This is a genomic window from Paenibacillus sp. F024, from assembly GCF_057814255.1.
In genome coordinates this window covers 16,581-38,544 of record NZ_JBVASZ010000023.1, presented here as the reverse complement: position 1 = coordinate 38,544, position 21,964 = coordinate 16,581, and the positions used below count along the sequence as shown (strand labels likewise).

The following is a 21,964-nucleotide window of genomic DNA, read 5'->3' as shown; positions in this document are numbered from 1 at the left end:
AATGGAGTGTATCGTATCTCTGGAGCAGCTTGCCCCCAGCCAGCACGGACAATTAAAATACGCAGCCGCCTTCATCGATGAAACGATCAGCGACATTCGTATGGAATCGGGCCGGATTCATATCGTTCACGAATCGCCCAAAGGCAATGCAGCCGTCGAAGAACGGGTGCATAAGCTGATCGATCGCTTCTCCCAAGGAGATTTCGGCTTTAAGGAGAATATTCTGTTTGAGCACAAAGCGGATACCCCTTACGAGGGAGATATCATCGCCGAGCTTGTCGATCGTAAAATCATCAAGGTGCTGGAGCCGGGCTTGTTTATTTTCCGCGAGCCGTTCTCCAGCCTGATGCGCTTTTTCGACTACAGCTTCATGACCAAAGTGGCCGGCCGTTTCGAAGGTGTCAAGGAAGAGCATTACCCGGCTGTTATTCACAGTGAAACGCTGAACAAAACGAACCATTTCACCTCGTTCCCGGAGCATATTCACTTCCTTACGCATCTGCGTGAAGACCTGGATATCATCGAATCCTTCTCACAATCGATCCGCGACGCGGGCGGCTGGAAGCAGGATCAGGAGCTCGATTTGAACGCAACGATGCCGACGCCGAAATTCACTATGAATCCGTCGACCTGCTATCACTGCTACGAGGGCTTACAGAACGAAACGCTGGAAGGCGACGGTGTGATCGTTGCGGCCATCTCGAAATGCCACCGCTTCGAATCGCGCAACCACAGCGATTTCGGACGTCTGCTCGACTTCAGCATGCGGGAGATTATCTTTGTAGGAAAGCCTGACTTCGTGAAGGAAAACCGGCTTCGCGCCATCGAATATCTCAAAGAGCTGGCTGTGGAATGGAACGTGGACAGCGTGCTGGAGATCGCCAACGATCCGTTCTTCACGAACGATTTCCAAGTGAAGGCTTCCTTCCAACGCAATCAGGAGATGAAATACGAGCTTCGCCTGACGATTCCGAACATTAAAAAATCGATCGCCTGCAGCTCGGTGAATTTCCACAGCAATACGTTCGGCAACGCTTTTAACATCAAATTCGGCAAGCGCAACGCCGTGACCGGCTGCGTCGGCTTCGGCATCGAGCGCTGGACCTTTGCGTTCTTGGCTCAGTACGGATTGGACGAAGCCAAGTGGCCTGCCTCATTCCGGGAGCAGTATCACGCTTGGCAGCAAAAATCGCTGTAAGCCAAGCGCTTGTCGAGTCTTTACCGAAATCATGGCCTTGGCCTCCATGGCCTCTGCCTCATTCTTTTACAAAGTGTGGTTTTAACCATATGATCGCCTTTATCCGTAAAAACAGCTTTGTGCTGCTTCTTTTGGCCGCTTTCGTGCTGTCGGACGTTCTCATCGGCTGGTGGGATCCGATGGCATCGTCGCGGCGTTTTTATAAAAACGACTTTACCAAAACGCTCTATCATCATCATTGGGTTGACCATGGTCCCGTATTCTACGGCAACTCGGCGGTAACGGGCGCTTATATCGAAAACGATTCGGGCAAGCTGGTCGAAATGGGGCTATCCTACGGAAAGCTGACGGATCTGAAGGCTATTCTGGAGCGGCAGCTTTACCATGTGGAGGGCCAGCTCGTTGTAGGTATTGACGTTCATACGATGATTGACAGCCTCGAGACCGATCCCACCTACCAGTGGTTTAAGCCATGGTATCAGCCTTATGTCTACACGTACCGCGATTACTTTCGCGACTCCGGTACGGAGTTTATCCGCCAGCTGTACAAAGGCACCATCGAGCTGAACCGCTCCGAGCTGTTCGCCTACCAGCCGCGCTGGATTGATAAAATGCTTTATTTCGGCCAACTCCCCGATGAAGAGCTTCGCAAAAAGTGGGACGACTATGAACGCAAATTCGGCTGGATGTCCCGGAATGATTATCAAGATAACCTGCAGGCGCTGGATTGGATCATCAATTACTGTAAAGAAAAGCAGCTGCCGCTTCGGGTTGTTTGGATGCCCTGGAATCCGGGTTATAAGCTCCCGGCATATATGCACGGGCTGCAGGAAGACGTAAATGCCCGTTTGAACGCCGCAGGCGTGCCTGTTCTTGATACGCTGCTGACGTACGATCCGAAATATTTTCACGATCTCGTTCATTTGAGCCGTCAAGAAGGGGCTCCCGTGTTTACGAAGGAGGTGGACGCATGGCTCGCTTCGCTCGCAAGCTCATCGAAGTGATCGTGTATCTCGCCATGCTCATCATGGTGCTCATTTATTTTACCGGCAAAGGGCTGTTCATTTACGAAGGGTTCTGATTTTGGAGGCGTCAGGTTATGTGGTATTTGAATATGAACGCGGTCATGGCCATGATCGGCATGGTGCTTGTGCTCGCCCTTACCCGCCGATGGCCGAACAATAAGCGCTATCTGCTGCTCGCGTTCAATCTCTGCTTTTTGCTGCTGTTCAGCGAAAAGCTGTTCTTCTTTTATTTGGCCTATACATCGCTGAATTACATGGCCTTTTTGTTTCTATGCCATGTAAAGCACTTCCGCAAAGGCTGGTTTATTACGCTGATCGCCGCCAATGTGGCGGCGGTGTCGTCGCTGCGCTTATTCGGCATGGAAGTGTTCACGAACCCGCTGTTTGACGCGGTCATATTGCTCGGCTTGATTTACAACGTGCTGAAGGTGATCGACGCGCTCTATTTCGCCTATTTCTTCGGAAAAGACGCCCGTACGACGGTTTTGGACTATTTTAACTATATTTTGTTTATTCCTACCTTCACGTCCGGTCCGATTCTGAAATTCCGCGACTTTATGGCCGATACAAAGCAGCCCTACTCATTGAACGCCGTTCAGACCGAGCAGGCGATCAAACGGATCATTCTGGGCATGTTCAAAAAGATCGTACTCGTTACCTGGATGACGGACGTGTTCAACCAGGCCTCGCAGCAGCCGGAGCTGCATACTCATCAGTCGCTCTTTCTGATGGTTTGGTTTTACGCGCTGATCTTCTTTGATTTCTCCGGCTATTCGGATATTGCGGTGGGCTTTGGGCGCCTGATGGGCTACAACATCCCGGAAAACTTCAAAAAACCGTTCTCGTCCCCCACGCTTACGCAGTATTGGCGCAACTGGCATGCCACGCTTGGCGATTGGTTCCGCGACCATATCTTTATTTTCTTTTCGCGGCAAACGCCCACCAAATGGACGGCAGCAGGCTTATCCGTCCTGATCATGGTGCTGATCGGCTTATGGCACGGTTTTACTTGGCTGTATCTTCTCTGGGGCGTTTATCACGGTATTCTGCTAGCGCTCGAAAATCTGCTTGGAAAATCCACGGTCAACAAGAAAAAGGTTTCACGTACCTACTTCTACACCCGCTGCGCTTTGACGCAGTTGTTCGTTACCGCGGCCGTCATTGTATACAGCGGTCACGAAGAAACGGTGCTTCACATTTATCGCGGCCTCGTAAATTGGCCCTTTTGAACGTGAAAAAGCAGCGTCCCGATCAAACGGGTGCTGCTTTTTTGTTTGAACTCCATCGCAGTCAGCTTGCATCCGATTGCTGTAGAGGCATATCGAGGTTCTCCTGCTTCTGCGAAACCGCCGAGCATTGCAGCTGATTCTCTGTCGAGGAGATATATACATCGCCTATGTACTGATACACATTGTTTTCATCCTTTTTGTACACATTCACATGACCGTTCTTTACATTAATGTTCAATGAAATCTGATCGGGCAGTTCTACCAGGCAGTGAGACTTTTTGAAGCTGTTTGGAAAGCGAATCCATGTCCCGGCAACCGTTTCAACGATTTGGGTGTCTTTGTTCATCTCTAGATCAGCCCTTTCATTCCAGTTTGTAATCGACTGTTTTCAATGAAACACTATTAATATTAAACTAACCCCCGCGCAAAGAATCAGGAACGTTGTCATTTTTTTTGTCGAAATCCATTCTTATGGTTCACCGTAAACTTTTTACGCACATTCCCTATCTTTTCACCTCTGAAACTAAAACTTTGAGTTGTCTGCATTCAATGATATAATTTGAGTGGACCGTTATTTTGTACACGCGTTCATTTCCCATATTTATTCGGAGGTGCCCCATGAAATTAGGCGTTTTTACGGTTTTGTTCCAACAGAAGCCTCTGGAAGAGGCCCTGGATTACATTGCAGCCCAAGGCCTTGAGGCTGTAGAGCTCGGTACGGGAGGCTATCCCGGCAATGCTCACTGCAACCCCGATGTCTTGCTTAACGATGAGAGTAAATTAAAGGAGTTCAAAAAAGCGCTGGAATCCCGCGGGCTCATCATCAGTGCTTTGAGCTGCCATGCGAATCCGCTGCATCCGCAGAAAGCGATTTCTAAGGCAGATCATGAGGCGATCCTTAAGACCGTCGATCTGGCACAAAAGCTGGAGGTCCCTGTTGTCAATACCTTCTCCGGATGCCCTGGAGATTCGGAGGATGCCAAGTATCCGAACTGGCCTGTTGCTCCATGGCCGCCCGATTTCCAAGAAATTTTGGACTGGCAGTGGACTAACAAAGTCATCCCGTACTGGACCGAAACCGGAAAATATGCGTCCGACCGGGGCGTCAAGTTCGGCCTTGAACTCCACGGCGGGTTTTCCGTACATACCCCTGCAACCCTGCTTCGCCTTCGCGAAGCCGCAGGCGACGTGATCGGTGCGAACCTTGACCCAAGCCATATGTGGTGGCAGGGCATTGATCCTGTGCAAGCGGTTCAAATACTCGGACGTGCCGGCGCGATTCATCATTTCCATGCGAAGGATACAACGATTGATCCGGTCAACGTCAACCGTTACGGCTTAACCGATATGCAGCCTTACACGAACATGCTCGACCGCGCTTGGCAGTTCCGTACCGTCGGATATGGCCACGACGTTAAGACTTGGGCGGACATCATCAGCGCGCTTCGTCTGACAGGCTATGATTACGTGGTGAGCATAGAGCATGAAGACGGTCTCATGTCGATCGAGGAAGGCTTCACCAAAGCGGTTCAAAATCTGCAGCAGGTGCTGATGAAAGAGCCTCTCGGAGAGATGTGGTGGGCGTAAAGCGGTTTAAATAAAACGAGGTGCGGCTTCGCCTGCAGCAGGCGAAGACCGCACCTTATTTTTAAGCGGATGAACTTGAGCATAAAGCAAAAAACAGTGCCGCAGCACTGCCTTTTTTACGTCTCTATTTATGTTTGTGAAACGTACACTTACAATTTACCCATCCAACCCATGATCATGACAACGTCCATCGTTAAAAAAACCAGCAAGCTTACGATCGTAAAACCGATGGCAAAAGGATTCTTCTTCGGTGCAGCGAGCAGACGTAACAAGCCAATGGCAATAACAATCGTAAACAAGATTACGAACGGGTCGAAACCGGTAAATTTGCTTGCTGTAGCTGCCGCCTCTTCAGCCAAAAACATGGAGAGACCTCCTTCAATATACAGAAATGCTTAGTATCTATCTTATCTTGACTCGTCCCGATGTGCAAGCGATTTATCCGCTGAGGTTTTTACAAAAGGTACGAAAAAAAACAAATGTAACAAGATTGTCAACTTTTTCAATGGGATATCCTCATTGCATTTTTGGTATAATCCAACAAACGATATTTTCCTGCCCAGCCGTAATCTTTCAAGCCTTCCATGTACATATAAATTGTCCATTTCTTCTAATATTTATAACTTCAGTCATGTGAAATTGTATGCGTAGAAAAAGGGCCCACCCCAGAAGTGAGCTTTTCACTTAAAGGGGCGGCCCTCAGTACGGTCGATCTCCGATAAAGGAATCCGACTGAACCCTTACACCACGGCATCTTCCATTTTTTTCAGCCGCTGACGGTAGTCCTCCGAACGGGCCGTGTCCCGTTCAAGAATCGGTTTTAAATACTTACCGGTATAGGAGCCTTCCACTTTCACGACGTCCTCCGGTGTACCTGCAGCTACGATCGTTCCCCCGCGATTTCCGCCTTCCGGTCCGAGGTCGATGAGGTAATCGGCTGTCTTGATTACATCCAGATTATGTTCGATGACAAGCACGGTATCGCCGTTCTCCACTAACCGGTGCAGCACCTTAAGCAGACGGTCGATATCGTGGATATGCAGACCTGTCGTCGGCTCATCGAGAATATAAATCGTTTTGCCTGTACTGCGCCGATACAGCTCCGCTGCCAGCTTCACACGCTGCGCTTCGCCCCCCGAAAGTGTTGTGGCAGGCTGTCCAAGGTTCATATATCCAAGCCCGACATCAAGCAGTGTCTGAAGCTTGCGGTGGATACGCGGAATGTTCTTAAAGAACTCGCATGCATCCTCGATCGTCATCTCGAGTACATCCGATATGTTTTTCCCCTTGTACTTGACCTCCAGCGTTTCCCTATTGTACCGCTTGCCCTTGCACACCTCGCACGGGACATACACATCCGGCAGAAAATGCATTTCAATCTTAATAATCCCGTCTCCGCGGCATGCTTCGCACCGTCCGCCCTTCACGTTAAAGCTGAAGCGGCCTTTCTTGTAGCCCCTCACCTTTGCTTCGCTCGTCGCCGAGAACACATCGCGGATATCGTCGAACACTCCCGTATAGGTAGCCGGGTTGGAACGGGGCGTCCGCCCGATCGGAGACTGGTCGATGTCAATCACTTTATCGACATGCTCCAGCCCTTTGAATTCCTTATATTCTCCCGGACGAACCTTGGCTCCGTTCAGTTCTTTGGCCAATGTTTTGTACAACAGCTCGTTAATCAACGTACTTTTGCCCGATCCGGAAACACCGGTCACGCAGCCAAATACCCCCAGCGGAATCTTGACATTGACGTTGCGCAGGTTATTTTCCTTTGCGCCCCGGATTTCCAGCCATTTGCCGTTAGGCTTACGCCGTTCGGCCGCAACCGGAATAAACTTTCGGCCGCTAAGATACTGTCCGGTTAAGGAGTTCGTATCCTCCATGACCTCCTTCGGCGTACCCTGGGATATGACCTGGCCGCCGTGAATGCCTGCCCCCGGACCGATATCAATGATATAGTCGGCAGCCAGCATCGTATCCTCGTCATGCTCTACCACGATCAGCGTATTGCCGAGGTCGCGCATATGCTCCAATGTCTTGATCAGACGGTCGTTGTCTCTCTGATGCAGACCGATGCTCGGTTCATCCAAAATGTACAGTACGCCCATTAGGCTCGAGCCAATTTGCGTAGCCAGCCGGATCCGCTGCGCTTCCCCGCCGGATAAGGTTCCTGCGGCCCGATGCAGCGTTAAATAGTCCAGCCCGACATTCACCAGGAAACCGAGTCTGGCATTGATTTCTTTCAGAATCAAATGCGCAATTTGGATTTCACGGTCGGTCAGGGTAAGCGATTCAAACCATCCCTGCGCCTCGCCGATCGACAGCGACGTCACATCGGAAATATTTCTCGAGTTAATGATAACGGCCAGCGACTCGGGCTTTAGACGGTGTCCTTTACACTTGCCGCAAGCCTTTGCGCTCATATAAGTTTCAATATGCTCGCGAATCCCGTCGGAGAATGTCTCCCGGTAACGCCGCTCCAGGTTGTGTACGATTCCCTCAAAGGAGACCAAGGCCTCCTTTTTGTGGCCAAAATCATTCTCGTAGCGGAAGCGTACTTTTTCCCCATCTGTTCCGTACAGCAGCTTTTGCATTTGATCCTTGCTAAGCTCAGATACCGGCTTATCCTGCGGAATACCGTAATGCTCGCATACAGCCGCCAGAAATTGCGGGTAATAGTTCGAGGTGCTTCCTGCCCAAGCTTCGAAAGCCCCTTCGTTGATCGTCAGCTTCGGATTAGGCACCAGCATCTCAGGATCCACGACCATCTTTTGGCCGAGACCGTCGCACTCCGGGCAAGCGCCGAACGGACTATTAAACGAGAACATCCGCGGCGCCAGCTCCTCGATGCTGAAGCCGCACTCCGGACAAGCCAAATTTTGGCTGAACAGGAGCTCTTCTTGTTCCATCACATCGACGATCACGCGGCCTTCCCCCAGCTTCAATGCGGTCTCCAATGAGTCAGCCAGGCGGGTTTGGATGTCTGCCTTCACTACAATACGGTCGACTACAACCTCAATATTGTGTTTTTTATTTTTTTCCAGCGTAATCGATTCCGATAACTCGCGGATTTCCCCGTTCACCCGTACCCGTACAAAGCCCTGCTTTTGTATTTCCGCTAAAAGCTTCGTATGCTCGCCTTTGCGCCCGGAGATAATCGGCGCCAAAATTTGCAGCTTGGTGCGTTCCGGATATTCCATAATCCGGTCGACCATTTGTTCAACCGTTTGCGAAGTGATTTCTATATGGTGCACCGGACAATGCGGACGTCCGATACGGGCAAACAGCAGGCGAAGATAATCATAGATTTCGGTTACCGTTCCAACCGTGGAGCGCGGGTTGCGGCTCGTCGTTTTCTGGTCGATTGAGATGGCGGGTGACAGTCCTTCGATCGAGTCGACATCCGGTTTGTCCATCTGACCCAGAAACTGCCGCGCATAGGCGGACAGAGACTCTACATACCGTCTCTGCCCTTCAGCATAAATCGTATCGAATGCGAGCGATGATTTGCCGGAGCCGCTAAGCCCCGTCAGTACAACGAACTTATCCCGCGGTATAGTGACGTCGATATTTTTTAGATTGTGCGCTCTTGCGCCTTTAATTACGATATTGTCTCTGGCCACGCGCCTATCCACCCTTCCCTACGTTTACAGCTCCGCCTTCAGCTCAAGCACAGCATCGCGCAGCTCTGCGGCGCGTTCGAACTGCAGGTTTTTGGCTGCTTCCTTCATTTCCTTCTCCAACCGTTCGATCAGGGATATCCGGTCCTTCTTGGACATCTTGGTCTGCTTGACTTCCGCCAGGTATTCCGTCTTCTGTTCGGCGACCTTCGTCGCTTCAATCACATCGCGTACTTTCTTCTGTATCGTTTGAGGCGTTATGCCGTGCTTTTCGTTATAAGCCATCTGAATGCTGCGGCGGCGTTCGGTTTCTTGCATCGCTTTGGCCATCGAATCGGTCATCTTGTCTCCGTACATAATGACCCGCCCGTTCGCGTTTCGCGCAGCGCGGCCAATCGTCTGAATCAGTGATCGTTCCGCGCGCAGGAAGCCTTCCTTATCCGCATCTAGGATAGCTACAAGCGATACTTCCGGAAGGTCAAGTCCTTCCCGCAAAAGGTTGATCCCTACCAGCACGTGAAATACGCCAAGCCGCAGGTCCCTCAAAATTTGCATGCGTTCCAGCGTCTTGATATCCGAATGCAGATAGCGCACCTTGATGCCGATTTCTTTAAAATAGTCGGTTAAATCCTCCGCCATTTTCTTGGTCAGCGTCGTCACCAGCACGCGTTCGTCCTTCTTGATGCGGTCCTGAATTTCTCCGATCAGATCGTCAATTTGTCCCTTTGTAGGTCTGACGTCGATCTCGGGATCCACCAGGCCGGTCGGCCGAATGATTTGCTCGACCATATCCGGACAGTGCTCGATTTCGTAAGGTCCCGGCGTTGCCGAGATATATACGATCTGATTGACCTTCCGTTCGAATTCTTCAAATCGGAGAGGCCGGTTGTCCAGCGCGGACGGAAGACGGAAGCCGTGCTCCACCAACACTTCCTTACGCGCCCGGTCACCATTGTACATGCCTCGAATCTGCGGCAGAGTGACATGGGACTCATCGATGAGAATCAGCATATCGTCCGGAAAATAATCCAGCAGCGTGTATGGCGTGGCTCCGCGTTCGCGGAATGTCAGCGGACCGGAATAGTTCTCGATGCCCGAGCAGAAGCCCATCTCCTGCATCATCTCAATGTCATAGCGTGTACGCTGCTCCAGCCGCTGGGCTTCCAGCAGCTTTCCCTGTTCCCTCAGCTCGGCCAGTCGCTCCTCCAGCTCCCGCTCAATATTGACAAGCGCGCGCTTCATCGTATCCTCATGAGTCACGAAGTGGGAGGCCGGAAAAATGGCGATATGATCCCGTTGGCCGATAATTTCTCCCGTAAGCACATCGATCTCCGTAATCCGTTCGATCTCGTCCCCGAACAGCTCGACGCGAACAGCCTGTTCCCCTCGCGAGGCAGGGAATATTTCAATGACATCGCCGCGGACACGAAATGTGCCGCGGACAAAATTCAAATCATTTCTCTGGTATTGAATATCGATCAACCGATGTAAAATTTCATTGCGCGAGCGCTCCATCCCCACTCGCAGCGACAGAACCAAATCACGGTATTCCATAGGCGAACCGAGACCGAAAATACAAGACACACTGGCCACAATAATCACGTCCCTGCGCTCAAACAAGGAGCTAGTGGCGGAATGCCGCAGCTTATCAATCTCTTCGTTAATGCTGGAATCCTTCTCGATATAAGTGTCTGACGACGGTATATACGCCTCAGGCTGATAATAGTCATAGTAGCTTACAAAATACGATACCGCATTATTCGGAAAAAACTCCTGAAGCTCGCTGCATAATTGTGCAGCGAGCGTCTTATTGTGGGCAATCAGCAGCGTCGGCCGGTTCAGCTGAGCAATGACATGAGCGGCTGTAAAGGTTTTGCCCGTGCCCGTCGCTCCAAGCAGCGTCTGATGCTTCTGTCCCGAGCGGATGCTCTCAACCAGACGCCTGATCGCTTCCGGCTGGTCGCCTTGAGGCTCGTAATCCGACACCAGCTGAAACTTCTTATCGCTTACCACTACCTCGTTCATTTCATCACCCGTTTCATGGAAAAGAGTTCACTATATAAACTTTTATTTCGCACTTTCCGATTAAATATATAGGCATCAAACGTACGGATTCGGTATCGTCCGACAATTTTCGCTATAGGAATATTTGTTCCCATATATTATACCTTTTTTCTGTTTTCGTTGCAAACAGCTCCCATTTCCTCTCTTACCAAAAAGGAGCATTTTATGCCGCTAAACGAATGAACCGCTGTATGCCTATTATACAAGAAAATCTAGGGGTGGAACCAAAGTGGATATAACTACAATTCTTGGCATTATTATCGGTTTAGCAGCTTTGATCGGGGGATACCTTTGGGATGGCGGACATGTAGAAGCGTTGTTCGTCCCCAGTGCGGCACTTATTGTGATCGGGGGTACGATAGGTGCGGTCGTTGTCAGCTTTCCCATGTCCCAATTGAAGCAAATCGGGCAAGCCCTGAAAATGGCATTTAAGAATTCAAAAACAAGTACTTCGATGGTGATAGAAGAACTCGTCGACATGGCTGCCGACGCAAGAAGAGAAGGCGTTCTCTCATTAGAGCAGCGGGCGCTGGAACACCCTAACGATTTTCTCCGCGAGGGTCTGGTCATGGTCGTTGACGGAACGGATCCGGAATTAACGCGGCAAATTCTTGAATTGGAAATGGATGCGCTGGAGCATAGGCACGAAAGCTGGGCCAAAATTTTCGAAGCGGCGGGAGGCTTCGCGCCCACCATGGGGATTATCGGAACGGTAATGGGACTCATTCACGTCCTCGGAAATTTGTCTGACCCCGGCGCTCTTGGGCCTGCCATTGCCATAGCTTTCTCCGCCACGTTATATGGCGTTGCTACAGCGAATGTCATTTATTTGCCGATTGCCAGCAAAATCAAAGTCCGCAGTAAGGAGACCATCTCTGAAATGGAATTGATGCTTGAAGGCATCCTGGCGCTTCAAGCCGGGGAAAACCCCCAGCTGATCAAGAAAAAACTGAATTCCTTCCTTCATTGGGAGAGCAAAACCGTTGAAGGCGCAGGTGAGGCCGATGGCGAGGAGAAGTAGGCGCAAACACCAACCGCAAGAGAATCACGAGCGCTGGTTGATCACCTATGCCGATTTGATTACACTCCTGCTGATCTTCTTTGTTGTGATGTACGCGATGAGTAAAGTGGATGTCAACAAGTATGAAGTATTGTCTCAGGCGCTGAAATCGGAATTTCTAAAAGCTGATTCGATCCTGCAGCAGGGGGAAGGCGTCATGGGTGCAGCTAATCCGGCCAAAGGCGGAACGGACGAAACCAAGACCGAGCAGGAAAAAGGGCAGAAAGATCGGCAGCTGGAAAATTTGCTGGAGCAAATTCAAGCCTATATTGATCAGCATCAGCTTCAGGCTCATATCTCGGCAGCCAATACACCCCGGGGGGTCGCCATTACGCTAAATGACCTGTTCCTGTTCGATCTGGGCAACGCCGAACTGAAGTCCGCCGCATTCCCGATCCTCGATCAGCTGGCAAGTCTGTTCCCTTCACTGGATGCGACCATCAGTATTGAGGGACATACGGACAATCTTCCACTAGCGACCGGTTCGGTCTTTCGGGATAACTGGGGCTTATCCCAAGCCCGCTCCTTATCGGTTCTGCGCTACTTCGTAAACAATGCACATCTTGACGAAAAAAAGTTCATTTCGACCTCATATGCCGACACGCGGCCGGTAGCGGAGAACAATACACCGGAGAACCGCGCCAAAAATCGGCGCGTGGAAATCGTTGTGCTGAGGGGGAGCTCGACTCCTTAAATGCAAGTAAAAAAGGCGTTTCCTTTCCCTATTTTGGCAGGAGATCGGAAGCGCCTTTCTTACTTGTTTTTTTCTTAGATCGACTCTGAATTCCGTTTATTATGATTCAACCCTGCGGGCTTACGGCTAAAATATGCCCAGATCGAGGTTTGTGTTGTCTCAGCGTAATGCAGCGCATCCTGATCCGGAGCGAGGATGATCCCCAGCTGATGATGATCCCCGGAGAACACAGCCCGTTTCAAAAACTTGCTTTCCCCCTCCAAATTCAACACCTCCAGCTTACAGAAGGCTGAATTTTGCTGCATGGCCAGATGAAGCTCCTGCTTGGTCCGTACAGGCACACCGTTCACTTTATGAACGATTTCGCCCGCGTTAAGTCCCATTTCCTCAGCCGGACTTCCGGGCAGAATCCCCAATATGGTGAGGCCCTTGCTGCTGTGTACAAACAACGGAGTTCTCCTTGCTTCATCCCAGTGGCTGTAGGCGATCAACGCCTCATGCATGGCAATGCACAATAGGCAAGCGGCAGCCGTAAGCACCGGCCATATTGCAGCCATTCCTGCAAGCAGCAGCAATATCGCGGAATACAGCACAAGCCGATTCGAGCTGACCTTGACCTTGTCCTTGGGAAGTCTGGACATCGTCATCTCCGTAAAGCCGATCATGACAGGGAAGCCGATGATTGTCCAGCCGCTATTCCATAAATCTCCCCCAAGCAGCGGTGTCCACGGAAGCGGTCCGGCTCCAGGGCTGTTCACCGGAACCAGCAGAAACAGCACCACCGGCCAAAAGCCTTGAAGCTGGTATCCTCCAACGATTTTACCCCGCTTGCTCTCGAAAAACATCGGCGTACCCATTCGCGATCCCTGACGGCGAATCAGTATCGCCTCTACCAAATGGAGTATGGCAATAAGCGCCAACATGGACGGCATATTCAGATCAAGTAAAGATTCTGTGAGCCAAGCCCACGACGCGCCGCTATCCTGCAAAGCCGGAACCGCGAGAACGATCGCCTGCAGCACACCGATGACGCCAACGGCATATGCCCAGCATAAAAACCTCACACGTATTAAAATCAGCAGCAAAGAAATCAACCAGATCAGCAGCACAGCGCGGGCATCAATCGCAGCTCCCGCCCCGGCCATGATTACGGAAGCGGCGATGCCTCCGATCCATCCCCACAGTACGGTTCGCCAGGTCTCCGACAGAAGCGAATGCAGCTTAGTGGAGAACATCTTTCGCTCCAACGCAATTTGCCTGCGGTATTGCAAGAGGATGAACAATATTCCTGCATAGTAAAAAGGGTGCATGAACAATTGCAGCAGAGCATGATACCCTTGAACGACCAATTCCATAATCCAGTCCATGGCCTGCTCCTTCACCAAATAAGGATAAACGGCTCCGGTGTTCTATGAAGAACTCGAGCGTTAGTTAACGTGCTTCGGGTGCCGTATCAGAATCTTTTTCGATACTCTTTCCGGAACACAAAGATAAGAAGGTCAGGCTCCGTTCCGAAAGCCCGCCTTCTTCATATCATTTCGACGCCGATTTCGCTTTTCCTGCCGTCAGCCGGAATTTGCCGATGGCCAATAACGCCGAATTCTTATTTGATTACCGAATGCATATAATCCACGGCTGCCTTCAGCTGCAGATCGTTCTTGGAATCCCGGATCGCTTCCAAGATGGCTTTCTCCAGCTTCCCGGCCGTTGCCGTATCCACTTCCCCGGTGACCGGAAGGCTGTTCATACGCTGGAACGCTTTGACGGCGAGAGCCGTTTTTTCACTAAAGTACCCGTCCGTCCGGTCAGGATTCAAGCCCAACCCCTGCAAAATAATCTGAAGGCTTTTGACGTCTTCGTTGTTCATATCCGGCTTTAACGTCTCTTTTTTGCTAAGCGGTGCGACCTTGAAATATGCCGGCTGTTCTACCGTCATGTTGGGTGCAATTCCATTCTTGTGGATCCATGTTCCGTTTGGCGTAAGCCATTTATAAACAGTCATCTTGATGTTGCTGCCGTCGCCCATTTCCTTCTCGAAGGTCACTTGTACAGTACCTTTACCGAAAGTATTCTCGCCGATCAGCTTGCTTCCCGCCGAATCGTGAAGCGCTCCGGCCAAGATCTCCGATGCACTGGCGCTGCCTTTATTGATGAGTACCGAAACCGGATAAGGCTTACCCTCTCCCTGCGACTTGGTTTCCTCACGCTCTCCGCTCCGGTTTTCGATCTGAACGATCGTTTTGCCTTTGGGGATGAATGGCTCTACGATCTCCACCACCGCCGAAAGCAAGCCGCCTGGGTCATTTCTTACATCAATAATAAGACCCTTCATGCCTTGATCTTCTAATTTTTTCAACTCTTCCTTAAAGTGCCCGGCCGTGTTGCTTGCAAATTGCCGGATTTCGATTTTCCCGATCTGCCCCGGAAGCATTTCCGCATAGACCGTCTCCACGTCTATATCGTCACGTACGACGATGATCGGTATAGGTTCAGGCGAACCGCTTCTTAAAATCTCGAGCTTGGCCTGTGTCCCTTTCGGACCGCGAATTTTCATAATCGCTTGGTTCAGAGACAGCCCCTCCAGCTTCTCGCCGTTTACCGAAAAGATAACATCGTTCGCATGAAGACCTGCTCTCTCCGCGGGAGAACCCTTAATCGGAGAAACAATGACTACTTTTCCGTCCTCGGAGGTGACCTCGGCTCCAATGCCTTGAAATGAAGATGTGATATTCTCGTCAAATTGCTGCGCTTCCTTTTGATCCATGTACACCGTAAACGGATCTTCCAGCGTGGACAGCATGCCGTTAATGGCCCCGTTCACGATCTTCTCGTGGTCGACCTCCGTTAAAAACTTGCTCTCAATCAACTGGTATGTTGTTGCGATCTTAGATAGGTCCTTAGAGCTCAGCCCTGATTGAACATCCGTCCGCAATCCTGCTTCTTTCCCAACCGAAGCAAAAATGGACGGATGTACAATCGTAAGCGTCATGATGCTGCCCGCAAACATCGACAACAAAACGAATACCAGTACCGTTCGTCCTTTGAAATTCATTTCTGTCCCCACACCGCCTTTGCTGTTCCCTGCTTCTTGCAAGAACTTGTCTTTCTAGTTTATGACAAGCTCTGCCTATTTATGAACAGCTGGATTTAGCGCAAATACGGCTTTGGATCTACAGTCGATTCATTAACCCGCACTTCAAAATGCAGATGGTTCCCGGTAGACCGGCCTGTAGAGCCGACCTCGGCTACCTTCTGTCCGCGTTTGACGGTATCGCCTTTCTTCACAACGATCCCATTGTTTCGGATGTGTCCGTACAACGTCCAAACACCTTTGCCATGGTCGATAATGACCGTATTTCCGTAGCCGCTCCACCAACCAGCCAAAATGACTACGCCATCTTCCGCAGCCAGGATACTTGTACCGGCCGGGGCGGGAAGGTCAATACCGCTATGCGTCGCCTTGCGTCCTGTGAACGGATCGGTTCGCGTCCCGTAATCCGATGACATCCGGACTACGTTCGGCAGCGGATAGGCGAACTTGCCTCCGCTGTATGTGTAAGCCGAACCGCTTGATCCCGGCTTGGCCGCCGATGCGGCTGCCGCCGCACGTTCTTTAGCCTTCGCCTGCTGAAGCGACTGCTGCTTCGCCGCTTCGTCCCTGGCCAGCTTCAGCATTTGCTGCTCTTCTTCCCGGTTGGTATCTTCAAGCACTCGTTCCTGTTCGGATAAGCTTGCAATCTTGACTTGCTTTTGTTTCTCCTTCACATCAAGCTCGGCTTTAATGGCGTTCGATTGCGCAATTAAGTTTGTTACCTCGGCAAACTGCTTTTCAATCACCACACGCTTCTCCGCAACGAGGTCGCGGTCACGCTTGTTCGCTTCCAATATTTCCTTATCCTGATTCACGATGGACTTCAGCGCATTCAGCCTGTCGAGAAAATCGGTGAAATTGGTCGAGCTGAGCAAAACATCGGCATAAGAAACGACGCCGTTCATATACATCAGCCTTAACCGGGATTTGAGCATTTGGTCACGGGAGGAGATACGCTCTTCCGCTTCATCCAGCTGCACCGCATTTTCCTCAAGCGAAGCGGTGACCTTATCCTCTTGATCCTGCAGCTGATTCAGCTTTTTGTTCGTTGCATCGATTTGCTGCAGAATGACATTGAGATCACTCGCTGTCTGCTGCTTCTCCTGCTGTACTTGTGCAATTTGTTTCTCCGTTTGCGCAGCTTTTTGCTGCAAGGCAGCTCCCTGCTTTTTCAACTGATTAAGCTCTTGCTGAATCCGCTGGGATTCCGAAAGGGCAAAACCGGACTGCGGTACAAGCAATGTGCCTAATAAACCGGCGGCTGCGACAAGCGGTAATAAAGACTTCTTCAATACAGTTCCTCCTCCGACTTTTCAACCTTTCAGTCAAGTCTTGGTGGCTATAGCGTTATACCTTCAAAAATTTCCGAACGGACAGCGTACTGCCCCATATACCGATCAGAACACCTATACCGATCAAAAGACCCGCCGTTTCCCAACGAATGCTCTCAAAAGGAAGCAATTCAATGAGGAGCAGATTCAAATCGAGTTGAATCGACTGCATCATCTGCCAATAACCGTAAAGCAGAATGATTACCGGGATGATCGAGCCGATGGTTCCGAGCAGCGCCCCTTCAATGAAGAAGGGCCACCGGATAAAAGCATTCGTAGCCCCCACCAGCTTCATAATCGAAATTTCGCGCCGACGCGCCACAATCGTCAGCTTGATGGTATTGGCGATCAGGAACATGGCGGTCAGAGCCAGCCCCGCTACAATAGCAAGCCCTACGTTACGAACAATGGAAGTAATTTTGAACATCGTTTCTACGGTTCCTTGGCCGTAGCTGACGCGCTGAATCGGCTTTTCCGGCTTGCCATTGTTGAGATTGTTGATCTGCTGTGCCACGGTGGCCACTTGTCTTGGCTCCGACACCTCGACGGTAAACGAGTCATTCAGCGGATTGTTATCCCCGTCAAAACCATCCAGCAGCTGGCCGCCGCCCTCGCCAAGCTTTTCCCGAAGAAAGACAAGCCCTTCTTCCTTGGATACGAAACTGACTTTATTGACTTGCGGTATAGCCGCAATCTCATTTTGCAGCTGATTGATTTGCTGTTCCGAAGTATTGATTTCCATGTAAACGCGTATTTCTACCTGCGATTCGATTTGCTGCGCCAAGAAATTGACATTCAGCGTCAAAAGCAGAAAGACTCCCAGGATAAATAATGAAATGGATATTGAACTGATCGAGGCGAACGACATCCAGCCGTTTCGAATAACGTTTTTACCGCCTTCCCGGAGATGCCTTACGGCCGTGCTAATCTTCATAGCCGTATTCACCCCTCGTTTGATCACGTACGATCTTGCCCGACTCGATAGCCAGTACCCGCTTGCGCATCGTATTCACGATCTCTTTGTTGTGCGTTGCCATGACAATCGTGGTACCGCGAAAATTGATCTCCTCCATCAGCTTCATGATCTCCCACGACGTGTCCGGGTCCAGATTCCCCGTTGGTTCATCGGCAATGATGACGGATGGCTTATTGACTATTGCCCGGGCAATAGCCACACGCTGCTGCTCCCCTCCCGACAGCTGTGTCGGAAGCGAGTTTGCTTTATCTTTCAAGCGGACCAGCTCAAGCACCTCAAGCGTACGCTTCTTGATGATTTTTTTGGGCGCCTCAATAACCTCCATCGCAAAAGCCACGTTCTCGAAAACCGTAAGCTTCGGCAGCAGACGAAAATCTTGAAATATGACGCCGATATTTCGCCTGACATACGGGATTTTACGCTGTTTCAGCTTTTCTAAATTGAACCCATTTACGAAAATGGTTCCTTTGCTGGGTCTTTCTTCTCTATAAATCATTTTCATAAACGTCGATTTACCGGCACCGGACGGGCCGACGACATAAACAAATTCGCTTTGGTCTACCTTGACGCTGATGCCTTGTAAGGCGTGGGTCCCGTCTGGATATGTCTTCCAAACGTCCTGCATTTCGATCACGGTATCACATCCTGAATATTGCGAGTTTTACCCATTGCAATGGGCAGCTTGAACTAAGAAGTTGGACAGAATCCTACCAGCTAATAATAGTTCGACATAAGAACACAAAATCCTTTATACCTCTTCCGATTTTCTACAGATTGTCACATTTAGAAAAAATTTTAGTTATCCGCCGGCTTGGGAAGGCGAAAAAAAACCAAAATCGACGAATCTGCACATCATCCGGCACCTTCCGCCGCTTCGGCTCTTTGCCGGCACCTTATAGGTTTGTGGCAAGTTTCCGAGCTTGGCCGCATAACTATGAAGGGAACAGTTGAGGTTTTGTGAAAAAGGAGATTTACGGATGGCCTATACAAATTCCCGTCTGCTAATCCGGATATGGATTAGTATCCTGACACTATCCTTATCCGCTTGCCTGACGATTGTCATTTACGGCTCGCTGCAGCGTATTCCAAACGATGTGAGAATCGGAAATTGGATCATCGGCGGTCTAACTTTGCCTGAATTTACAAAACAGCTGGAGGCTAAAAAGGAAAAACTGTCGGAGTTCAAAATTCGGTTAAACGTCGAAGGAGGACGCCTGTCCGCGGAACGAACGCTTGAGCAGCTTGGATTGGAGATGAATACTCAGGAGGTGCAGGCTCGTCTTGAGCCGCTAATCCAGGGGTCTCCGTTTCGGCGTGCGATGTACCGCTGGCAGATTCGCCATTCGGTTTGGGCGCTGAATCCCGGCTTACAGGAAGAACACTTTCAAGACGATTTGAAGGAGGTCTTTGGTGAGATATATGCTCGTCAGCCGATCAATGCCCAACGGGTGATTGAGCCGGATGACACCATTCGCTACACTCCGGAAGTTCGGGTACAGCAGATCGATGAAGGAAAGCTGAAAGAGCAGCTGGAAAAGGCGCTGTCCTCTTGGGAGGCGCTGTGCGGCTCAGCAAATCAGCCGCTTTCGCTTGACGTTCCTATGCGAACCGTTGAACCCCAAATTACGCTGCTGACGCTGCAAGAGCAAGGAATCGTTCGAAAAATCAGCGAATTTACAACCCATTTCCCTCTTAACCCGTCGCCCACAGTGAGCAATGAAGGGCGGGTACATAACGTCAGGTCCACGGCAGCTTCTCTTCAGGACGTCCTGCTGAAGCCGGGTGAAGTGTTCGACTATGCTCCTTATATCGAACAAACCGAAAAACGGTTTGGATTTAAAGAAGCGCCTGTCATTGTCAACGGCAATCTCGTCCCCGGCATAGGCGGCGGAATATGCCAGGTGTCGTCTACATTGTACAACGCTGTGCTGAGGGCCGGACTTACCGTTGTAGAACGTCGAAACCACTCGCTGCCGGTCAGCTACGTACCGCTGGGTCAAGATGCCACCTTTGCGAGCGGGCACATCAATTTCAAGTTTCGAAACAGCACGGAGCATGCGCTGCTCATCCGAACGAGAACGGACCATCGCAGCCTGACCGTGAAGCTGTTCGGCCAAACGCCTCCGGACATTACGTATGAGATCGAATCGAAAACGGTTGAGACACTTGAACCTCCGGTCAAATATGTCCTGAATCCAGCCTTGAAGGTAGGCTCAAAGGAACTGATTTCCACAGGCAAGCCCGGTTATATCGTCGAAACGTATCGCTATAAGAAGCAAAACGGCAAATTGGTTTCCCAAGAGAGGCTGTCTCGCGATACCTATGCCGCCCAGCCCACCATCATGGCATCCAACAACGGATCGGGCGCAGGCGACCGTTCTTCGCCTTCCCCCGGAGCCAAAAAGCCTGAGCTTCTGATCGAGGATGGCATTAAAGGGCCTCATTTCCAGTAGATGATGGAATCTATAGACCGGGCAGGCTATTCAAGCCGGTTGAGGGAGCTTGGGTAAAGCAGCGCGTCTCTGTTAACCGGCGGGCAGCTATGGAGCACACCTGCAGCGCCTGACCTCCGAAAACACGATGGGGCGCCCATCGGCCCTGATCCGGCCGCGGCGCCCCGTTAGACGATCGCTTCTCTTATCTGCTTTTCTCGTAATATTCTTCAAACCATGCGGTCGATCCGGCCAGAACGGCTGCCGCACGCTCGATCGCTCCGCTCACCTGAGCCTCTGCCGTGCCGCCATAGACATTGCGTGCATTTACGACGCTTTCCGGCTGCAGCACAGTGTAGATATCCTGATCAAACAAATTGGAGAATTGATGAAACTCCTCCAGCTTCAGATCAAGCAGATACTTTTGATTTTGAATGCAGTAAAGCACCGTTTTGCCGATGACTTCATGCGCTTGACGGAACGGCATGCCCTTGTTCACCAAGTAATCCGCAATATCGGTTGCGTTGGAGAAATCCTGGTTCACCGCCTGCCGCATCCGCTCCTTGTTCACTTTCATTGTGGCAATCATCGGTGCGAACAGCTGCAAAGCGCCCTGCAGGGTGCGGACCGTATCGAACATGCCTTCCTTATCTTCCTGCATGTCCTTGTTATAGGCCAGCGGGAGCGACTTCAGTACCGTTAGGAGACCAAACAGGTTGCCGTACACGCGGCCCGTTTTGCCGCGGACGAGCTCGGGTACGTCCGGATTTTTCTTTTGCGGCATGATGCTGCTGCCCGTACAGAATGCATCGTCAAGTTCAATGAACCGAAACTCGGTACTGGACCAAAGCACGAACTCCTCGCTTAGCCGCGACAAGTGCATCATGATCATCGACGCGTTCGACAGAAACTCGATAATAAAGTCGCGGTCGCTGACCGCATCCAGCGAATTCTCGTACACCCTTTCGAAGCCGAGCTGCTGGGCTACGAAATGGCGGTCGATCGGGAACGTCGTCCCCGCCAGAGCGCCCGCCCCAAGCGGCAGCACGTTCACGCGCTTGTAGCTATCCTGCAAACGCTCGATATCCCGCTGGAACATCGATACATACGCCATCAGATGATGAGCGAACAAAATCGGCTGCGCCCGCTGCAAATGCGTGTAGCCCGGCACAATCGTATCCAAATTTTGCTTGGCCTGTCCGATGAGCGCCTCCTGCACTTTATTCAAAAGCCCGATAAATTCGACTACGCGCTTGCGCAGCCACAGATGCATATCCGTCGCCACTTGGTCGTTTCGGCTGCGTCCGGTATGAAGCTTGCCGCCGACAGAACCCACCTCGTCGATCAATGTCTTCTCAATATTCATGTGGATGTCCTCATCGCTGATCGAGAACTCCATTTCACCGTGGCGAATCATGCCCTGTACCTTCAGCAGGCCGTCTTTGATTTTCTCTACGTCCTCCTGCGTAAGAATACCGCATTTACCCAGCATCGTCACGTGCGCAAGACTGCCCTGAATGTCCTCCTCGGCAAGCTCCTTATCGAACATGATGGAAGCTGTATATTCTTCTACCAGTTGGTCTGTTTTTTTCGTAAACCGTCCACCCCAAAGCTTAGACACGTCGTTGCTCCCTCCTCATATACATAGGCTTAGGGT

General features: G+C 50.9%; 17 protein-coding genes. 7 read left to right on the top strand and 10 right to left on the bottom strand.

The features are described from left to right. Position 1: 1 nt before the first annotated feature. The 3 genes from ACZYR9_RS20075 to ACZYR9_RS20065 all read left to right on the top strand — a co-directional run bounded on the left by ACZYR9_RS20075 (position 2) and on the right by ACZYR9_RS20065 (position 3,452). A complete protein-coding gene (locus ACZYR9_RS20075) occupies positions 2–1,198 on the top strand; it encodes a class-II aminoacyl-tRNA synthetase family protein (protein ID WP_488980244.1) in 1,197 nt (398 codons plus the stop codon). 89 nt (positions 1,199–1,287) lie between these two features. Next, positions 1,288–2,202 carry a hypothetical protein gene (locus tag ACZYR9_RS20070; RefSeq protein WP_488980266.1) on the top strand — a complete coding sequence of 305 codons (915 nt, stop codon included), beginning with the start codon at positions 1,288–1,290 and terminating at the stop codon, positions 2,200–2,202. Between the two features lie 95 nt (positions 2,203–2,297). After that, a complete protein-coding gene (locus ACZYR9_RS20065; protein WP_488980243.1) occupies positions 2,298–3,452 on the top strand; it encodes an MBOAT family O-acyltransferase in 1,155 nt (384 codons plus the stop codon). Positions 3,453–3,513: 61 nt separating this feature from the next. Here ACZYR9_RS20065 and ACZYR9_RS20060 read toward each other — a convergent pair whose 3' ends face one another. Then, positions 3,514–3,798, bottom strand: a complete 285-nt coding sequence (locus ACZYR9_RS20060; protein WP_488980242.1) for a hypothetical protein — start codon at positions 3,796–3,798, stop codon at positions 3,514–3,516. A gap of 272 nt (positions 3,799–4,070) precedes the next feature. Between ACZYR9_RS20060 and ACZYR9_RS20055 the strand changes: the two genes are divergently transcribed. Then, positions 4,071–5,039, top strand: coding sequence for a sugar phosphate isomerase/epimerase family protein (locus ACZYR9_RS20055; RefSeq protein ID WP_488980241.1), 969 nt, complete (start codon positions 4,071–4,073; stop codon positions 5,037–5,039). A 149-nt stretch (positions 5,040–5,188) separates the two neighbouring features. On the opposite strand, the gene ACZYR9_RS20050 is transcribed toward ACZYR9_RS20055, so the two are convergent. The 3 genes from ACZYR9_RS20050 to uvrB all read right to left on the bottom strand — a co-directional run bounded on the left by ACZYR9_RS20050 (position 5,189) and on the right by uvrB (position 10,684). After that, positions 5,189–5,404 carry a hypothetical protein gene (locus ACZYR9_RS20050; protein ID WP_488980240.1) on the bottom strand — a complete coding sequence of 72 codons (216 nt, stop codon included), beginning with the start codon at positions 5,402–5,404 and terminating at the stop codon, positions 5,189–5,191. 375 nt (positions 5,405–5,779) lie between these two features. Then, positions 5,780–8,662 (bottom strand): excinuclease ABC subunit UvrA, encoded by a 2,883-nt coding sequence (uvrA, locus tag ACZYR9_RS20045; RefSeq protein WP_488980239.1) that lies wholly within the window; start codon positions 8,660–8,662, stop codon positions 5,780–5,782. Positions 8,663–8,686: 24 nt separating this feature from the next. Further along, the gene (uvrB, locus tag ACZYR9_RS20040; protein WP_488980238.1) at positions 8,687–10,684 is read right to left on the bottom strand and encodes an excinuclease ABC subunit UvrB; all 1,998 of its coding nucleotides are present in this window, start codon (positions 10,682–10,684) and stop codon (positions 8,687–8,689) included. 268 nt (positions 10,685–10,952) lie between these two features. Between uvrB and ACZYR9_RS20035 the strand changes: the two genes are divergently transcribed. Both ACZYR9_RS20035 and ACZYR9_RS20030 read left to right on the top strand, forming a co-directional pair. After that, positions 10,953–11,744 (top strand): flagellar motor protein, encoded by a 792-nt coding sequence (locus tag ACZYR9_RS20035; protein ID WP_488980237.1) that lies wholly within the window; start codon positions 10,953–10,955, stop codon positions 11,742–11,744. Beyond that, positions 11,728–12,477: a flagellar motor protein MotB gene (locus ACZYR9_RS20030; protein WP_488980236.1), complete on the top strand. Its 750-nt coding sequence runs from the start codon at positions 11,728–11,730 to the stop codon at positions 12,475–12,477. Before ACZYR9_RS20035 ends, ACZYR9_RS20030 begins: the two co-directional genes overlap by 17 nt. Before the next feature lie 74 nt (positions 12,478–12,551). On the opposite strand, the gene ACZYR9_RS20025 is transcribed toward ACZYR9_RS20030, so the two are convergent. The 5 genes from ACZYR9_RS20025 to ftsE form a co-directional block, all read right to left on the bottom strand. Further along, positions 12,552–13,844 (bottom strand): PDZ domain-containing protein, encoded by a 1,293-nt coding sequence (locus ACZYR9_RS20025; RefSeq protein WP_488980235.1) that lies wholly within the window; start codon positions 13,842–13,844, stop codon positions 12,552–12,554. A 236-nt stretch (positions 13,845–14,080) separates the two neighbouring features. Then, positions 14,081–15,529, bottom strand: coding sequence for a S41 family peptidase (locus ACZYR9_RS20020; RefSeq protein WP_488980234.1), 1,449 nt, complete (start codon positions 15,527–15,529; stop codon positions 14,081–14,083). A gap of 95 nt (positions 15,530–15,624) precedes the next feature. Next, positions 15,625–16,860, bottom strand: coding sequence for a murein hydrolase activator EnvC family protein (locus ACZYR9_RS20015; protein ID WP_488980233.1), 1,236 nt, complete (start codon positions 16,858–16,860; stop codon positions 15,625–15,627). A gap of 55 nt (positions 16,861–16,915) precedes the next feature. Continuing rightward, positions 16,916–17,833, bottom strand: coding sequence for a permease-like cell division protein FtsX (gene ftsX, locus ACZYR9_RS20010; protein ID WP_488980232.1), 918 nt, complete (start codon positions 17,831–17,833; stop codon positions 16,916–16,918). Next, positions 17,823–18,509, bottom strand: coding sequence for a cell division ATP-binding protein FtsE (gene ftsE, locus ACZYR9_RS20005; protein ID WP_488980231.1), 687 nt, complete (start codon positions 18,507–18,509; stop codon positions 17,823–17,825). The genes ftsX and ftsE overlap by 11 nt, the downstream gene beginning before the upstream one ends. A 343-nt stretch (positions 18,510–18,852) precedes the next feature. On the opposite strand from ftsE, the gene ACZYR9_RS20000 reads away from it, so the two are divergent. Then, positions 18,853–20,328: a VanW family protein gene (locus ACZYR9_RS20000; RefSeq protein WP_488980230.1), complete on the top strand. Its 1,476-nt coding sequence runs from the start codon at positions 18,853–18,855 to the stop codon at positions 20,326–20,328. A gap of 184 nt (positions 20,329–20,512) precedes the next feature. On the opposite strand, the gene argH is transcribed toward ACZYR9_RS20000, so the two are convergent. Beyond that, positions 20,513–21,928: an argininosuccinate lyase gene (gene argH, locus ACZYR9_RS19995; RefSeq protein WP_488980229.1), complete on the bottom strand. Its 1,416-nt coding sequence runs from the start codon at positions 21,926–21,928 to the stop codon at positions 20,513–20,515. Positions 21,929–21,964 lie beyond the last annotated feature (36 nt).

Coding starts and splice junctions, on each gene's coding strand:
- ACZYR9_RS20000 (WP_488980230.1), top strand. CDS start 18,853: ATGGCCTATACAAATTCCCGTCTGCTAATCCGGATATGGATTAGTATC.
- ACZYR9_RS20050 (WP_488980240.1), bottom strand. CDS start 5,404: ATGTTTTTGGCTGAAGAGGCGGCAGCTACAGCAAGCAAATTTACCGGT.
- ACZYR9_RS20030 (WP_488980236.1), top strand. CDS start 11,728: ATGGCGAGGAGAAGTAGGCGCAAACACCAACCGCAAGAGAATCACGAG.
- uvrB (WP_488980238.1), bottom strand. CDS start 10,684: ATGAACGAGGTAGTGGTAAGCGATAAGAAGTTTCAGCTGGTGTCGGAT.
- ACZYR9_RS20025 (WP_488980235.1), bottom strand. CDS start 13,844: ATGGACTGGATTATGGAATTGGTCGTTCAAGGGTATCATGCTCTGCTG.
- ftsX (WP_488980232.1), bottom strand. CDS start 17,833: ATGAAGATTAGCACGGCCGTAAGGCATCTCCGGGAAGGCGGTAAAAAC.
- ACZYR9_RS20075 (WP_488980244.1), top strand. CDS start 2: ATGGAGTGTATCGTATCTCTGGAGCAGCTTGCCCCCAGCCAGCACGGA.
- ACZYR9_RS20070 (WP_488980266.1), top strand. CDS start 1,288: ATGATCGCCTTTATCCGTAAAAACAGCTTTGTGCTGCTTCTTTTGGCC.
- ACZYR9_RS20020 (WP_488980234.1), bottom strand. CDS start 15,529: ATGAATTTCAAAGGACGAACGGTACTGGTATTCGTTTTGTTGTCGATG.
- ACZYR9_RS20065 (WP_488980243.1), top strand. CDS start 2,298: ATGTGGTATTTGAATATGAACGCGGTCATGGCCATGATCGGCATGGTG.
- ACZYR9_RS20055 (WP_488980241.1), top strand. CDS start 4,071: ATGAAATTAGGCGTTTTTACGGTTTTGTTCCAACAGAAGCCTCTGGAA.
- ACZYR9_RS20060 (WP_488980242.1), bottom strand. CDS start 3,798: ATGAACAAAGACACCCAAATCGTTGAAACGGTTGCCGGGACATGGATT.